Annotated in this window: 12 protein-coding genes; 7 read left to right on the top strand and 5 right to left on the bottom strand. The window is 64.5% G+C overall.

The features are described from left to right. Positions 1–102: 102 nt before the first annotated feature. The 4 genes from ACVJNE_RS18855 to ACVJNE_RS18840 are packed head-to-tail and all read left to right on the top strand — an operon-like array spanning position 103 to position 3494. Positions 103–1629 carry a 6-hydroxynicotinate reductase gene (locus tag ACVJNE_RS18855; RefSeq protein ID WP_499568062.1) on the top strand — a complete coding sequence of 509 codons (1527 nt, stop codon included), beginning with the start codon at positions 103–105 and terminating at the stop codon, positions 1627–1629. After that, entirely contained in the window at positions 1626–2501 is an 876-nt protein-coding gene (locus tag ACVJNE_RS18850; protein ID WP_499568060.1) for a UPF0280 family protein, read from the top strand. The genes ACVJNE_RS18855 and ACVJNE_RS18850 overlap by 4 nt, the downstream gene beginning before the upstream one ends. Continuing rightward, the gene (locus tag ACVJNE_RS18845; RefSeq protein WP_499568058.1) at positions 2494–3078 is read left to right on the top strand and encodes an amino acid synthesis family protein; all 585 of its coding nucleotides are present in this window, start codon (positions 2494–2496) and stop codon (positions 3076–3078) included. Before ACVJNE_RS18850 ends, ACVJNE_RS18845 begins: the two co-directional genes overlap by 8 nt. After that, entirely contained in the window at positions 3075–3494 is a 420-nt protein-coding gene (locus tag ACVJNE_RS18840) for a MarR family winged helix-turn-helix transcriptional regulator (protein ID WP_499568056.1), read from the top strand. Before ACVJNE_RS18845 ends, ACVJNE_RS18840 begins: the two co-directional genes overlap by 4 nt. Here ACVJNE_RS18840 and ACVJNE_RS18835 read toward each other — a convergent pair. Beyond that, positions 3487–4995 carry an MFS transporter gene (locus ACVJNE_RS18835; protein ID WP_499568054.1) on the bottom strand — a complete coding sequence of 503 codons (1509 nt, stop codon included), beginning with the start codon at positions 4993–4995 and terminating at the stop codon, positions 3487–3489. The two genes, ACVJNE_RS18840 and ACVJNE_RS18835, sit on opposite strands and share 8 nt — an antisense overlap. Positions 4996–5088: 93 nt before the next feature. Here ACVJNE_RS18835 and ACVJNE_RS18830 point away from each other — a divergent pair, with 93 nt between their 5' ends. Further along, positions 5089–5646 (top strand): TetR/AcrR family transcriptional regulator, encoded by a 558-nt coding sequence (locus ACVJNE_RS18830; protein WP_499568052.1) that lies wholly within the window; start codon positions 5089–5091, stop codon positions 5644–5646. Between the two features lie 20 nt (positions 5647–5666). Here the strand turns inward: ACVJNE_RS18830 and ACVJNE_RS18825 are convergent, their stop codons facing one another. Continuing rightward, complete coding sequence (locus tag ACVJNE_RS18825; RefSeq protein WP_499568050.1) at positions 5667–7373, bottom strand: hydantoinase B/oxoprolinase family protein; 1707 nt, start codon at positions 7371–7373, stop codon at positions 5667–5669. Further along, entirely contained in the window at positions 7370–9433 is a 2064-nt protein-coding gene (locus ACVJNE_RS18820) for a hydantoinase/oxoprolinase family protein (protein ID WP_499568048.1), read from the bottom strand. Before ACVJNE_RS18820 ends, ACVJNE_RS18825 begins: the two co-directional genes overlap by 4 nt. 176 nt (positions 9434–9609) lie before the next feature. Between ACVJNE_RS18820 and ACVJNE_RS18815 the strand changes: the two genes are divergently transcribed. Next, entirely contained in the window at positions 9610–10437 is an 828-nt protein-coding gene (locus ACVJNE_RS18815; protein ID WP_499568046.1) for a ferredoxin--NADP reductase, read from the top strand. A 13-nt stretch (positions 10438–10450) separates the two neighbouring features. Here ACVJNE_RS18815 and ACVJNE_RS18810 read toward each other — a convergent pair whose 3' ends face one another. Continuing rightward, the gene (locus ACVJNE_RS18810) at positions 10451–11590 is read right to left on the bottom strand and encodes a GGDEF domain-containing protein (protein WP_499568044.1); all 1140 of its coding nucleotides are present in this window, start codon (positions 11588–11590) and stop codon (positions 10451–10453) included. Positions 11591–11703: 113 nt separating this feature from the next. Further along, positions 11704–12165 carry an Lrp/AsnC family transcriptional regulator gene (locus tag ACVJNE_RS18805; RefSeq protein ID WP_444726040.1) on the bottom strand — a complete coding sequence of 154 codons (462 nt, stop codon included), beginning with the start codon at positions 12163–12165 and terminating at the stop codon, positions 11704–11706. Between the two features lie 145 nt (positions 12166–12310). On the opposite strand from ACVJNE_RS18805, the gene ACVJNE_RS18800 reads away from it, so the two are divergent. Then, positions 12311–15736, top strand: a complete 3426-nt coding sequence (locus tag ACVJNE_RS18800; RefSeq protein WP_499568042.1) for an indolepyruvate ferredoxin oxidoreductase family protein — start codon at positions 12311–12313, stop codon at positions 15734–15736. Positions 15737–15740 lie beyond the last annotated feature (4 nt).

Below are 15740 nucleotides of genomic sequence, written 5' to 3'. Positions count from 1 at the left end.
CCACAAGGGGGAGGGGAATTCTGAGGCGCTGTCGACCCCCTCCCCCTTGTGGGGAGGGGTAAGGGGTGGGGGTATCTTCGGCTGCTGCCGAGGCGATCTGTCATGAGCGAGCTGTCCGAACGTTTCGACACGCACGATCCAGGTGAGCCGAAGGTTGGCGAGAAGCTGCGCTGCGATGCCTGCCCGGTAATGTGCTACATCGCCGAGGGGCGCACCGGGGCGTGCGATCGCTACGGCAATTTCGGCGGCCGGATCGTGCGGTGCGATCCGGTGACGATCCTCGAACACCGGGCCGAAAGCGGCGGCGACGTCGTCTCCTTTGCCGGCGAAGAATGGGACGGTAATCCCGTCCACCGGGCCCGACGCTTCGTGACCGGCATCGGGGCGGGCACGACCTATCCGGACTACAAGCCCGCGCCTTTCATCGTCAGCCAGGAGGTTGAAGGCGTCGATCTGGTGACGGTCGTCACGGAAGGCATCTTCTCTTATTGCGGCGTCAAGGTGAAGATCGACACCGACCGCCATCTCGGCCCCGAGACCGCGACCGTGCGGGCTGGAGGAGAGCCGGTCGGCCATGTCACCACCGCCGAATACGGGTCGCAGATGCTGTCGCTGGGCGGCGTGCGACACCTGACGGGCGGTTCGAAACCGGAAGGGCGCATCACCTGCGATACGCTGCTGGCGCTGTGCAACCGCCAGCCGGTCGAACTGACGATCGATGAAGGCTCGACGATTGTTGTGCAGGCGGGCAAGCCGCCGGTGATCGACGGCGCAGCCGAGCACCGGATGCGGGTCGGCTGCGGCTCGGCGACGATCGGCATGTTCGCCACGCAGTGGAAGGGTCTGGTCGACGAGGTCGTTGTCGTCGACGATCACATCACCGGCGTCGTTTCCGAGCATCAGGCGGGCAAGGTGATTGACTGGCCCGACACCGGCATCAAGATCCTCGGCCGCCGTTCGACACCTGGGCGCTATTTCAAGGTTTCCGAGCCGGGGCTTGGATGGGGTGGCACGACCATCTCCGATCCGCTTGAAATCCTCGGACCCTGGAACGAAAAGAAAGGCGCGCGCCCCGGCCTGTCGTTGCTGATGGTCTCCACCACGGGCGAGCAGTTTGCCTATTACGAGCTCGACGAGACGCTGACGCCGGTGGAAAAGCCGTTTCCGGACAGGCTGCGGCGGTCCGTCGAACTGATCGAAGAGAATTGCGAGCCGGCGCTGTGCACGGTGCTTTTCATGGGCGGTGCCGGCGGCAGCCTGCGCGCGGGCGTGACCGAGAACCCGGTGAACCTGACGCGTTCGGTGCAGCGCCTGCAGACTTATGTGACATGCGGCGGCGCGCCGGCCTATGTCTGGCCCGGCGGCGGCATCACGCTCATGGTCGACGTGACGCGGCTTCCGGAAAACGCATTCGGCTATGTGCCGACGCCGGCGCTCGTCGCGCCGATCGAGTTCACATTACGGCGCGAGCACTATGAGGCGCTGGGCGGCTACGCCGGTCATGTGCGCTCGGTCGACGACGTGCAGCGTGCAGGCGGCGAGTATTTCAACGAACGCGCCGTTCATGGCGCGATGCCAGACAATCCGTGGCCCCTGCTTCAGCAGCTTCGGCGCGAGCGGTCGACATGAGCGGCGCACAGGCGGCAATGCTGCCGGATGGGCGGCGGCTACACCTCAACCATGGTCCGATAGACCTGATCGCCGAAGCCTTCGGCGAGCCTGACGAGGTCTCGGCGGCATACGCGCAGGCGAAGGATCGTTTCGATACCGTTCTGGAAGAATTGGTTTCCGAAGTGGCGGAACTGCGACAGCCGACCACTGTCGCGCCACGCGCGTTTTGCGGCGCGACGGCACGGCGCATGGAGACGGCAGCTTTACCGTTCTCAGGCAGGTTTGTGACGCCCATGGCCGCTGTGGCGGGGGCAGTTGCCGACGAGATGCTGGCTGCGTTGGTGAAAGGGCGACGACTTACCCGTGCCTATGTCAACGATGGTGGCGACATCGCCATGCACCTTGCACCCGGAACGGCGATGAAGGCGGCCATCGCCGGTACGGGCCATGGTGTCGTCGACCGTGTGACCATCGCTGCATCCGATCCGGTGCGCGGCATCGCAACCAGTGGCTGGCGGGGCCGCAGCCACTCGCGCGGCATCGCCGATGCCGTCACCGTTCTGGCGAGGACCGCGGCGGCGGCGGATGTCGCCGCAACCCTGATCGCCAACGCCGTCGACCTGCCCGGCCACCCGGCAATCGAGCGGCAACCGGCCACCCAACTGGCGCCCGACAGCGATCTCGGAGATAGACCGGTAACCGTCGCCGTGGGGCGATTGTCTTCGGCGGATACGGATGAGGCACTGCGCGGGGGCGTGCGGGTCGCCGACGAGTTCGTTGCCGCTGGCCTGATCGTTTCCGCGGCGCTTTTTCTGAACGGCCGGAGCCGAGTCGTCGGCGCGCTTGCTCTAGAACAAAACACCAGCATTGAGGAGCCGGCATATGGCTGATTTCACCATCCGCAAGATCGCGGTGCTGACCGAAGAGATCCATCATGACGGCGGGCCGGTGCCGGGAGAGCCTCGACGCAGGGCTGCGGCGCTCGCGTTGGTGAAGAACCCGTTCGCCGGGACTTTCGTCGAGACCATTCAGCCCGCGATGGACGATCTGAAGGCGTTGGGGCTGGAGTTGACGGACCGGCTGGTTGCCGCGCTCGGTGGCGACGTGTCGGTCATCGACAGCTACGGCAAGGGCGCGATCGTCGGCACCGATGGCGAGATCGAGCACGGCGCGCTGTGGCACGTGCCGGGCGGCTACGCGATGCGCGAGCGGCTGGGGGCTTCCAAGGCGATCGTGCCGTCGGCGATGAAGGTCGGGGCGTTCGGTTCCAGCCTCGACGTGCCACTCGGCCACACCAACGCCGCCTATGTGCGCAGCCACTTCGACGCGATGGTGGTGGGCATGCCGGACGGGCCGCGTCCGAACGAGATCCTGTTCTGCCTGGCCATGGCCTGCGGCGGACGCATCCATTCCCGCATGGGCGGGCTGGAAGCGTGGCAAGTCAAGGGCGAGGATGGGCTCAGGTGAGCGGCCAGCCGCCCTATCACCTGGAAGACCAGATCGGCTTCGTCCTACGCAAGGCCAGCCAGCGGCATATCGCGATCTTTGCTCGCCATATCGGCGAGCTGACGCCGCCGCAGTTCGCAGCGCTCGCCAAGCTTGCCGAGGTTGGCGACACGTCGCAGAACCAGCTCGGCACGCTAGTGGCGATGGATGCGGCGACCATCAAGGGCGTGATCGACCGCCTGAAGGCGCGGGGCCTTGTGGCGCTAACCCGGCATGACGGAGACAGGCGGCGGCTGGTGGTCAGCCTGACCTCCGAGGGGCAGGCGACCGTGGAGCGGCTGTTGCCCCTGGCAAAGCACATTACGCACGAGACGGCCTCCCCGCTCAAAGACCGCGAACTGGCCACGCTGATGCGGCTTCTGTCGAAGCTTACCTGACCGGCATGCGCGCAGAACCGGTCGCAGTGGGCCGGCGCGTTACCCACCAGACCGTTCCGGCCGTCGCAAGCAGCATGATCACCGCCAGTCCGACGACCCCGACGAAAGCATTGTCGAAGGCTGCGCGCGCCAGGAAGACGAGCTGCTTCGCGAGTGCTGGATCGAGGCTTTCGGCAGCCAGCAGCGCCTCGTCGAGGCTGTCACGCGCAGTCTGGCTCACGCTGGCGTCGGTCGGCATCACAAGGGTGGCCGAATAGAGTGCCGACATCACGCTGCCAAGAACGGCAATGCCCATCGCGCCGCCGAGTTCGTAGGAGACCTCCTCCACCGAAGCCGCCATGCCGGCGCGGTTTTCCGGCGCGCTCAGCATGATCGCACTCGACGCTGCCGTCATGGCCGCGCCGATGCCGAAGCCCATGACACCCATTGCGGAAAGCCAGATCACGGGATCGGCGTCGTAGCAAAGAAGGAATGCCGCCAAGCCGACACCTGAGATCGCCAGCGAGCCCGAAAGGATGCGCTCGCTGCCCAACCGGGGCAGGGCGAGACCGGTGAGAGGGCCGGCGACGAACGATGCGAGTGGGATCGGAAGGATGAGCAGGCCGGCTTCCAGCGGCGAGAAGCCCGAAACGAGCTGCAGCCGCTGGCTGAAGACCAGTTCGACACCCATGAGCGCGGCCGAAGCGACCAAAGCAGTCGCAACGCCCGAGGAAAAGCGCCTGTTGCGGAACAGCGAGAAATCGATGAGCGGTGCGGCGCTTGTGCGCTGACGTCGCACGAACAGAACTGTCGCGACAATGCCGATTGCTGCGGCGAACAGCGTGGCCTCGATGGATGCTTCACGCTTGCTCACTTCCTTGATCGCATAGGCAAGGCCGATGAGGCCGACCATGATCTGCAGCGAGCCGATCAGGTCCCACGGCCTGCTGGCGTCGCCGGGCCGCGAGGGCAGCAGCAGGGCCGCGAAAAAGAAGGCCGCGACGACGATCGGCACGTTGATGAGAAAGACTGAGCCCCACCAGAAATATTCGAGCAGCACGCCGCCGATCACCGGGCCGAGCGCCGCACCGCCCGAAGCGACCGCCGCCCAGATGCCGATCGCGAAGGCGCGTTCCTTCTCGTCGGTGAAGGTCAACCGGATGATGGAGAGCGTGGCGGGCATCATCATGGCGGCGCCGACCGCAAGCAGCGCACGGGCAGCGATGAGAAAGGCGGACGTAGGCGAAAACGCTGCCATCAGAGATGCGGCGCCGAAGACGACCAGACCTGCCATGAAGAGGCGCCGGTGTCCGAGACGGTCGCCCAAGGCACCGAGACCGGGCAGCAGCCCTGCCACGACGAGCGGATAGGCGTTGACAATCCAGAGCTTTTCGGACGCGGTGGCGCCAAGGTCGTGGGTCAGCCGGGGAAGCGCGGTGTAAAGCACCGTCATGTCGATAACGATGAGAAAAAGAGCGCTTGAAACGATCGCCAGAACGAACCAGCGGTTGCGGGAAGTCATCGGTGTGGCCTCGGTCTCGCTGCCACAAGGGGCAGTCTGGTCATGTCGAGCCGCCAATATAAATACACTCGTATTGAAATTAAAGAGGTAAGGATGGCAGGCCGACCGAGAACGATCGATCGCGACAAGGTGCTCGATGCGGCGGAGGCCGTGGTGACGCGCGACGGCGCTTCCGGGCTGACCATCGATGCCGTCGCCAAAGAGGCCGGCATCACCAAGGGCGGGGTGCAATACGCCTTCGGCTCCAAGGAGAACCTCATCCGCGCGATGATCCGGCGGTGGGGTGACACCTTTGAGGAGGAAGTGATGGCCTTTGCCGGCGAGAACCCGGCGCCGGAAACGGTGATCCTCGGGCATATCGAAGCGTCGCGGCGCACCGACAAGGACGAAGCTTCACGCTCGGCGGTGATGATGACAGCGCTGCTGCAGCAGCCGGATCAGGTCGCCGAGAGCCGCGAATGGTACAATAGCAGGCTGCAAGGGCTCGACCCGTCGAGCGAGCATGCCCGTAGGGCGCGGCTTGCCTTTCTGGCCAGCGAAGGGGTGTTTTTCATGAAATCCTTCAACCTCATCGACCTCGACGAAGAGGCGTGGGAGGAGGTGTTCGGTGACATTCTGGCGCTGGCAGGGCCGGATAGCGCTGAAAAGTAGTCGCGCTGGCGACAGGACCGCTACTTGCCGACCTCATTGTCGCCCGCCGCAACGCCGAAGAGTTGCTCGGCCTGTTCGGCGGTATAGTAGCCCAGCCGCACGTCGCGGCGCACCGTCTCGGGATCGCGCTCCGACGGAAGGCCGTAGCCGCCGCCGCCAGGCGTGCCGACGCGGACGCGATCGCCCGCCTTCATCGGAATGTCCTGCTCCTTGGACAGGTGCTTCGGAACGTGGGCCTGTCCGTCGCGATAGACGGTGACGGTGTTGACCGCGCCGTCCTGACCGCCCAGTGCACCCTGAGGGCCATAGCGGCCGTGATCCATGACGAAGGACGCCCGTGCCTCGCCGCGCAAGAGCTCGATCTCGTAGTCGAGGCCCATGCCGCCGCGATGCCTGCCGGCGCCGCCCGAGCCTTCCCGGAGCCGATAGTGGTTGTAGAGGATGGGATAGGACTGCTCCATGATCTCGACTGGCGGCGACTTTGAGATGCCGATGGTCGAGCAGCCGTTGGAGAGGCCGTCATGGTCGGCATTGCCGCCATAACCGCCGCCCGAGAGCTGGTAGAGCACGAAGGGGCGGCCGCGCACTGGGTCGAACCCGCCAAGTCCAAAATTGCCGCTCGAGCCTGCGGGTGCTGCCGTCACCTTTTCCGGTAGTGCCTTCACCATCGCGGAAAACACCGCTTCCGCTATGCGCTGCGACACTTCCGCTGCACAGCCTGACACAGGGCGCGGGTACCGCGCATCGAGGAATGTACCTTCGGGCCGGCGGATCACCAGCGGCTCGAACGCGCCGGCGCTGATCGGAACATCGGGAAAGATGTGGCGCATGGCGAGGTAGACGGAGGAATGCGTCGTCGCCAGCACCGAGTTCATCGGCCCGATGCAGGGCGGGCTGGAGCCGGCGAAGTCGAAGGTGAGCGTGTCGCCCTGCTTCTCGACCGCCAGCCTGATCTCCAGCGGTTCATCCACCACGCCGTCGGAATCGACGAAGGCGACACCATGATAGACGCCGTCTTCGATGGCCGCGATCTTGGCGCGCATCTGCACGGCAGCGCGGCGGCGCAGCTCGGCGATGGCCTGGGTGACTGTTTCGTCACCGTAACGGTCGAGGATTTCGAACAGCCGCGACTGGCCGACCTGGAGAGCGGCGGCCTGGGCCTTGATGTCGCCGATGCGCTGTTCGGCAATCCGGATGTTGGACGTAATGATCGCGTAGATTTCGGGGTCGAGCGCGCCTTTCTTGAATAGCTTGACCGGGGGCAGGCGCAGGCCCTCCTGCTCGACCGCCGTTGCGGAAGCCGAAAACCCGCCCGGCACCGCACCGCCGATGTCGGGCCAGTGGCCCGTGTTGGACAGCCAGCAGAAGATCGCGCCGTTTCGCCATACCGGCATGGCGAAACGCACGTCCATCAGGTGGGTGCCGCCGAGATATGGGTCGTTGACGATGTAGATGTCGCCTTCCTCGGGCGGCAGGCAGCGGCCGTCGCGGATCATCTCGATTAGGGTCCGGGTGGAATACTGCATGACACCGACGAACACCGGCAGGCCGCCGACACCTTGTGCGATCAGCGATCCATCATCTGCCGCATAGATGCCGTCGGACCGGTCGTTCGCCTCGGCGATGATCGGCGAGAAGGCGGAGCGGGAAAAGGCGAGGTCCATCTCGTCGCACGCCTGCTGCAAGGCGGCTTCGATGACCGAAAGCGTGATCGCGTCGAGGGTCATATCCCCACCTCGATGATCAGGTTGCCGTCGGCGTCCTGGGTGACACGGTCGCCGGGTTCCACGACCGTCGTGGCATCGAGCTGCTCGAGGATCGCAGGTCCTGTGATCGTGGCATCGAGCGGCAGCTTTTCTCGGGCATAGACCGCCGTTTCGATCCAGCTCCCGTCAAACCAGACGGGGCGCGTTCCCGTCTGTGCCTCGGCCAGCGTTTCCATTCGACCGGCCGGATCGATCAGCAGCGACAGGTCGATCTGGCGGCGTTCGCCGATGACCGAGGTGTTGAGGTTGACGAGGTTGGCGCGGATTTCCGGCAACGACACCTTGAAACGGGCGAAATAGGCGGCCTCGAACAGCGATTGCAACTCGGCGGCCGACACTGCCGCGCCCGGGAGCGCGACGTTGATGAGATGTGTCTGCCCGACGAACTGCATGTCTGCGGAGTGCACGAAGCGCAGCGTCTCCGGCTTCACCGCCTCCTTGGCGATCAGTGCGCGGCCTTCGTCGGCCTGTGCGGCGAGAATGGCGGCGAGCTCGGCTTCGTCGATCTCGGCGACGGGAACGTTCACCGTGCGCACGAAATCGTGCCGCATGTCCGCCACCACACAGCCGAGCGCATTGGTGATACCCGGGCGCGCCGGTACGATCACCTTCGGGATCGAGAGTTCGCGTGCGAGGGCTGCGGCGTGCAGCGGTCCGGCTCCACCGAAAGCAAAGAGCGCGAAGTCGCGCGGGTCGTGCCCCTTGGCGACCGAGACCATGCGGATCGCGCCTGCCATCTTGAGGTTGCCGAGCTTGAGCACCGCGCCCGCGGCGCCGACGCCGTCGAGGCCCGCCTTGCGACCGATCCTTTCGGCGAAGATGTCGGTGACCGCTTCGACCGAAACCGGATTGCCGACCGCCAGCAGCCGGTTCGGGTTCAGCCGCCCAAGCACCAGATTGGCGTCCGACACGGTCGGTTCCGTGCCGCCACGGCCATAGCAGATCGGACCGGGGGTGGCGCCTGCGCTCTCCGGCCCGACGCGGATCAGGCCTGCGTCATCGATGCGTGCGATCGAACCGCCGCCTGCGCCGACCGTATGCACGTCAACCATCGGGACATGGATCGGCATCGCATATTCGATCTCGATCTCATTGGAGACAGCCGGGCGGGCGTTGCGGATCAGCGCGACATCCGTCGAGGTGCCGCCCATGTCGTAGGTGACAACGTGCGGGAAACCGGCGCGGCGCGCCGTATAGGCGGCGGCCATGACGCCGGAGGCCGGCCCCGACATGACGGTCTTGGCCGCCTCTTCGGTGACGAAACGCGCCGAGATCATGCCGCCATTGCCGTTCATGACGAGGAAGTCGCGCGCGTAGCCCCGCGCGTTCAGTTCATCGGCAAGCCTGCCGATGTAGCGTTTCAGGATCGGCTGGACCGAGGCGTTGACGGCGGCGGTTACTCCGCGCTCGAACTCGCGGGCCTCCGACAACAGCGAATGACCCGTCGTGACATGCTCGTTGGGCCACACCGAGCGGGCGATCTCGGCTGCGCGCAGCTCATGCGCCGGATTGGCGTAGGCGTGGAGGAAATGGATCACCAGCGACTCGCAGCCAGCGTCCAGCAGGTGTTGGACTGCTTTGCGCACGGCCTGCTCATCCAGCGGAATGAGCACGTTGCCGGACGCCTCCATGCGCTCCGGAGCCTCCAGCCGCAAGTCGCGCGGGATGACAGGCACGAACACACCCGTCATGCCGTAGGGCTGCGGGCGGGTACGCCTGCCGAGCTCGATCACGTCGCGGAAGCCGGCCGTGGTGATCATGCCGGTCCTGGCAAGGCGTCGCTCCAGCACCGCATTGGTCGTCGTGGTCGTCCCATGGACGATGAGGTCGATGTCGGAAACGGCCTTGCCGGTGGCCTCGAGCGCCGCGACCACGCCGAACGCCTGGTTGTCGACGGTGGTGGGCACCTTGGCGATGCGCACACGGCCATCTTCGGCACCGTCGATCAGGAGAAGATCGGTGAAGGTTCCGCCGACATCGATCCCGGCGACCGTACCTTTTGCGGCATCTTTCTCAATCATGGCGCAATTCCGGGATAGAGAATCTGCTTAAGACGCGCAATTTGGAAAGCTGCCCTACTGTGCTGCCTTGACGTAATAATCATTTGTATACTAATAAACTTGACTGGCAAGCACAGACCTTGCAACCGCCGTGATCGCTTTTCTCCGGCCCCATATCAAGCAGCAGGATCAAAGGAATGAACACAGCCGCGCGCCAGGAAGTCGGTTCAGCACGCCCGATCGAGTTTCCCATCCCCGCCGGTGTCTATGCCGAGCGCGTGGTTTCGGTTCGCCATTATACCGACAGGCTGTTCTCGTTCCGCATCACGCGGCCGCAGGCCTTCCGTTTCCGCTCCGGCGAATTCGTCATGATCGGCCTGCCCAACGCCGAAAAGCCGGTGTTCCGGGCCTATTCCATCGCCAGCCCGGCCTGGGACGAGGAAATCGAGTTCTTCTCGATCAAGGTTCCGGACGGCCCGCTCACCCAGCACCTGCAGAAGATCCAGCCTGGCGACACGGTGCTGATGCGACAGAAGTCGACGGGCACGCTTGTGCTCGACGCGCTGACGCCCGCCAAGCGGCTGTGGATGATCTCGACGGGCACCGGCATTGCGCCGTTCGCCAGCCTGATGCGTGATCCCGAGACCTACGAGAAGTTCGACCAGGTCATCCTGACCCATACCTGCCGCGACGTGGCCGAACTCGTCTACGGCAACGACCTCGCACGCGGGCTCATCGAAGATCCGCTGATCGGGGAACTGGCGGCCGGCCGCTTCACGCACTACGCCACGACGACGCGTGAGAACCACCCCAAGATGGGTCGTATCACGACATTGATCGAAAGCGGACAGCTCTTCACCGATCTCGAAGTGCAGCCTTTCGATCCGGCTGTCGATCGCGTGATGATCTGCGGTTCGATGGACATGATCCGCGACGTCAAGGCGCTCGTGGAAACGTTCGGGCTCACCGAGGGGGCCAACAACAAGCCTGCGGAATTCGTGGTGGAACGCGCCTTCGTCGGCTAACCCCTTCCGGGTCTCAGGCGACCGCCTGAAGCTCGGCTACCACCTTGTCGCGGCCACTGCCCTTGGCGCTATACAGCGACGTGTCCGCGCGCTGAAGCACGTCGTCGAAGCTTTCGCTTTCTATCTGGACAAGAGCGACACCGGCGCTGGCGGTGCCGGAGATCAATCCGTTCGCTGTTTCGACCCTGCTTTGCGCGAAGATCGCGCGAACGCGCTCCGCCGTGCTGGTGGCAAGCAGAAAAGACGAATCCCTCAAGACGAGAACGAACTCCTCGCCGCCGATCCGGGCGGCCAGGTCGCCATCTCGCAGGTTCATGCGCATGGCGTCGGCGAAACGTCGCAGGACTTCGTCGCCAATCGCATGACCGTGGCGGTCGTTGATCGCCTTGAAGCCATCGAGATCGAAAGCCACCACGGCATGTCCGGGTTCAAGGTCCCGTGCCGCCATGCTGTCAAAAAGGGCACGGCGGTTGAGCAGGCCGGTGAGAATGTCGGTGCGGGCCTCCTGCCTGTGCCGTCGCGCCGCGCGTGCATGGTTGAGGCCGAGGGAAAGGGCGCCGCCCCCGGTTATGCCGATTATGCACATGATGGCGTTGAGCTGTTCGGCCCAGTTGTCCGGCCTGCGCCCCATGATCCATTCGGCCTCATGCAGAAGCACGGCGCCACAGGCAAAGAAAGAGAGGGCCGCCAGAACGTAGAGCAGGCAAAGGAGCGCCATCGATGAAGGCGCTTCGGAGCGGGACGTCCAATACTGGCCTGCGCTCGCGGCGAGAAACCCGCCTGCGAGAAAGTTGTAGATCATGATGCCGAACCCGTCGAAGCCGAGCGCGATCGGGACTCCGACAGAGACTGCCGTCAGCAACAGCAGCATCACCTGCAAGAGGGAGGTTTCCCTGCCGGCGAACTGCCGGGCGGCAACGAACACGATCACGAAGCCGACGATTTCCATCGTGAACGCCGTGGCAGCAATCGCCATGTTGTCAGGCGGCAGCACGGAATAGAGGATCACACCGGTCGCGAGCAGGAGCATGCCGGCCGCCCAGCCTATCAGGAAGCGGTCGGAGCGATTGTGAATCCAGGCACTAAGCATCGGCAGAGCCAGCGCCGCAGCGCACAGGCCTGCCGCAATGAAGAGCGAATCCCTATCGATCAACTTCGCACACCCTGCGGATTTCCGCGTTTCTACCATGCGGGTGACTGCCGAAGTGTATAGGTCGTGCGAAAGCTCGCCGCGTGGTGAAAAATGTCTTATCCCGCGCTGGCGGGCTACAACGGCAGCGCCGTTTCCTGCTTGATGTCCTTGAGAACCAGATTGGTGCGGACATTGGCGATGCCCGGCAGGCGAAACAGGAAGCCTTCTAGGAACCGGTTATAGGCGTCGAGGTTCTCGCAGGCCACACGCAGGTGATAGTCGGCCTCGCCGGTGGTGGCAAAGCAGTCGAGCACTTCCGGACGCCTGCGCACTTCGGCGATGAAAGTGTCGACGTGGCTGTGGTCGTGCCGGGTCAGCGACACATGGGCAATCGCGTGGAATTTCTGGCCGGCGCGCGCGGCGTCGAGGATCGCCGCATAGCGCCTTATCACGCCAGCCTCTTCCAAGGCCCTCACACGCCGCCAGCACGCCGAAGGCGACATGCCGGCCTGCTCCGCCAGGTCCTGGTTGGAGATACGCGCATTGTCCTGGAGAATGCGCAGGAGACGGCGATCCTGTTCCGTCAGTTCCTCCATATCATTTCCTTTTCGCGGCAGTTTCTTTCGATTTTTATGTCCATTTGGTCATTCTTGCCGATTTTGTGCCCGATTTGCGGAAATCTGGCAAGTTCTACCGCTTGATGCGCGTTAGGATGGGCAAAGGCACCTCAGGGAGGCACCCATGACCGCACACGCGCCGCTTCGTGATCTCACACGCTATCGCCTGGAAGATCGCTATACGCAGACCGACGGCAGCGTCTTCATGACCGGAACGCAGGCGCTTGTGCGGATCGCGCTGGAACAGGCGCGACGCGACCGTGCGCAGGGCCGCAAGACGGGCGGTTTCGTTTCCGGTTATCGCGGCTCGCCGCTGGGCGGGCTCGATCTGGAAATATGGCGCAACAAGCGCCTTGTTGCCGATGCCGGCATCGAGTTCCTGCCCGCAGTCAACGAGGACCTTGCAGCGACCGCCGTTCTGGGCTCGCAGCAGGTCGAGACCAACCCGGACCGGCAGGTCGATGGCGTGTTCGCCATGTGGTACGGCAAGGGACCGGGCGTCGACCGGGCGGGCGATGCGCTCAAGCACGGCAACGCCTATGGCTCGTCGCCGAATGGCGGGGTGCTCGTGGTTGCCGGTGACGACCATGGCTGCGTCTCGTCGTCCATGCCGCATCAATCCGACGTCGCTTTCATGGCGTGGTTCATGCCGACGCTGAACCCGGCAAGCGTTGCCGAATATCTGGAGTTCGGCGAATACGGCTACGCGCTGTCGCGCTTTTCCGGCATGTGGGTGGGCTTCAAGGCCGTATCTGAAACGGTGGAATCGGCCGCGTCATTCGAGCTGAAACCCGACCGATTGTTCAATACGCCCGATTTCATTCCGCCGCCCGGCGGGCTCCATTATCGCTGGCCGGATCTGCCTGGACCTCAGATCGAGGAGCGCATGGAGGCCAAGAAGCAGGCAGTCTTCGCCTTCGCCGAGGCCAACCCGATCGACCGTCACATCTACGACGTGAAGCACGCGCGGTTCGGCATCGTCACCACCGGCAAGGGGCATCTCGACCTGATGGAGGCGCTGCGGCTGCTTGGTATCGGCGAGCGCGAATGCCGCGAACTCGGCATCGACATCTACAAGGTCGGTATGGTGTGGCCGTTGGCGCGGCGCGACGCGCTCGACTTCGTGCGCGGCAAGGAGGAGGTGCTGGTCGTTGAGGAAAAGCGCGGCATCATCGAAAGCCAGTTCAAGGAATATTTCTACGACTGGCCGGGCGACAAGCCGAAGCGGATGGTCGGCAAGCGCGACGAGAACGGCGAAAGGCTGATCCCCTGGACCGGCGAACTGTCGCCGCGCCAGCTCGTGCCTCTGGTGGCAAAGCGGCTGGACGGGACCTTTGCGGGTCAGGGCTTTGCCGAACGCGCGGCGCGCATCACCGGTGAGCCAGCGATTTCCATCAGCGTCGAAGGGGCGACGCGCACGCCCTATTTCTGTTCCGGCTGTCCACACAACACCTCAACCAAGGTCCCCGAGGGTTCAAAGGCGCTGGCCGGGATCGGGTGCCATTTCATGGCGAGCTGGATGGATCGCGAGACGAGTTCGCTAATCCAGATGGGTGGCGAGGGCGTCAACTGGGCCGCTTCCTCGCTGTTTACCGGTAAAGGTCACATCTTCCAGAACCTGGGAGAGGGGACCTACTACCACTCCGGTTCGATGGCGATCCGCCAGGCCATCGCGGCAAAGGCCAACATCACCTACAAGATCCTGTACAATGATGCCGTCGCAATGACCGGTGGCCAGCCGGTCGACGGCCCGGTCAGCGTGCAGGCGATCGCGCAGGAGGTGCGTGCCGAAGGGGTGGAGCGCATCGCGCTGGTCAGCGACGAGCCGAATAAGTTTCACTCGGGCGACTTTCCGCATGGCGTGACGGTCCATCATCGTCGTGAGCTCGACGCGGTGCAGCGCGAATTGCGCGACGTCGAAGGCGTTTCAGTGCTCATCTACGAGCAGACCTGTGCTACGGAAAAGCGTCGGCGGCGCAAGCGCGGGACGATGGCCGACCCCGGCAAGGTGGTCGTCATCAACGAGCTCGTCTGCGAAGGTTGCGGCGATTGCTCTGTGGAATCCAACTGCCTGTCCGTCGAACCGGTCGAAACGGAGTTCGGGACCAAGCGACGCATCAACCAGTCGTCCTGCAACAAGGACTTCTCGTGCGTGAACGGCTTCTGCCCAAGCTTCGTGACGCTGGAAGGGGCGATTCGGCGGAAGCGGACCGGGCGGGAGCTCGATCTCGCGGCATTGGCAAGCGATCTCGAACAGCCGGAACTTCCGGGCCTGGACAAGCCCTATGACCTGCTGATCACCGGTGTCGGCGGAACCGGGGTCGTGACCATCGGCGCGCTTGTCACCATGGCGGCACATCTGGAGGCGAAGGGTTCTTCGGTGCTCGACTTTACCGGGTTCGCGCAGAAATTCGGCCCGGTGCTCTCATTCGTTCGCATCGCGTCGAAACCCGCTGCGATCAACCAGGTGCGCATCGACCGCGGCGCGGCGGATGCGCTTATCGGTTGCGATATCGTCGTCTCGTCGTCGCCCAAGGCTTCGGCCAGCTATCGACCTGAAATGCGGGCGGCGGTCAATCTCGCCAAGATGCCGACCGGCGACATAGTGCGCCGGCGCGACGCCGACCTCGCGGTCGACCGACGCGTCACGGCGATCACCAATGTCATCGGTGCCGAGCGCCTGTCGGCAGTCGATGCCAACCAGCTTGCCGAGACGCTTATGGGCGACGCGGTCTTCGCCAACGTCATGATGCTTGGCTTCGCCTGGCAGAAGGGGCTCGTGCCCGTCGGCGCTGCTGCGCTTGCACAGGCCATCGAGCTGAACGACGTCGCCATCGAGGCCAACCATCGCGCGCTTCTCATTGGACGGGTTGCTGCCGCCAACCCGGAACGGCTGGTCGCCCTTTTACGCCCGGAAAAGCCGAAGCCCGAAACGCTTGACGAGATGATCGGCCGCCGCGCCGATTTCCTCATGCAGTATCAGGATGCCGCCTATGCGCTGCGATACCGGGAAGTTGTCGACAGGGTACGCGAAGCGGAGGCATCGCTCGGATCCGACCGACTGACCACGGCCGTGGCGCGCTCGCTGTTCAAGCTGATGGCCTACAAGGACGAGTACGAGGTGGCGCGCCTGCACACGCAGACTGGCTTTGCCGACGGCTTGAGGGAGCAGTTCGAAGGCGACTTCCGCGTTGTCCATCACCTCGCACCGCCATTCTTCGCATCCGAAAAGGATGCGCGCGGGCGCCCGCTGAAGCGGGGATTCGGCCCCTGGATCAGGCTGCCGTTCGCCGCGCTGGCGCGGATGAAGCGGCTGAGGGGCACGCCCTTCGACCTGTTCGGCTACACTGCCGAGCGCCGCATGGAACGCGAACTGATCAGCTGGTACGAGCGGGCGGTGGAGCGCTGCCTGTCACGCCTTTCGCCGGAAAGCCATGATGCACTGTGTTCGGCGATGGAACGGCCGATGCAAATCCGTGGCTATGGTCCGGTCAAGGAAGAGGCCGCTCATCGCATCCGCACAGAGGTCGATGCGGCGTTGACTGGATAGGTCA

It is taken from the genome of Mesorhizobium sp. DxT (assembly GCF_058448885.1).
Note: the sequence above shows the minus strand (reverse complement) of the source record. Positions and strands in the feature narration are given on the sequence as shown.

Coding starts and splice junctions, on each gene's coding strand:
- ACVJNE_RS18855 (WP_499568062.1), top strand. CDS start 103: ATGAGCGAGCTGTCCGAACGTTTCGACACGCACGATCCAGGTGAGCCG.
- ACVJNE_RS18850 (WP_499568060.1), top strand. CDS start 1,626: ATGAGCGGCGCACAGGCGGCAATGCTGCCGGATGGGCGGCGGCTACAC.
- ACVJNE_RS18845 (WP_499568058.1), top strand. CDS start 2,494: ATGGCTGATTTCACCATCCGCAAGATCGCGGTGCTGACCGAAGAGATC.
- ACVJNE_RS18835 (WP_499568054.1), bottom strand. CDS start 4,995: ATGACTTCCCGCAACCGCTGGTTCGTTCTGGCGATCGTTTCAAGCGCT.
- ACVJNE_RS18830 (WP_499568052.1), top strand. CDS start 5,089: ATGGCAGGCCGACCGAGAACGATCGATCGCGACAAGGTGCTCGATGCG.
- ACVJNE_RS18825 (WP_499568050.1), bottom strand. CDS start 7,373: ATGACCCTCGACGCGATCACGCTTTCGGTCATCGAAGCCGCCTTGCAG.
- ACVJNE_RS18820 (WP_499568048.1), bottom strand. CDS start 9,433: ATGATTGAGAAAGATGCCGCAAAAGGTACGGTCGCCGGGATCGATGTC.
- ACVJNE_RS18815 (WP_499568046.1), top strand. CDS start 9,610: ATGAACACAGCCGCGCGCCAGGAAGTCGGTTCAGCACGCCCGATCGAG.
- ACVJNE_RS18805 (WP_444726040.1), bottom strand. CDS start 12,165: ATGGAGGAACTGACGGAACAGGATCGCCGTCTCCTGCGCATTCTCCAG.
- ACVJNE_RS18800 (WP_499568042.1), top strand. CDS start 12,311: ATGACCGCACACGCGCCGCTTCGTGATCTCACACGCTATCGCCTGGAA.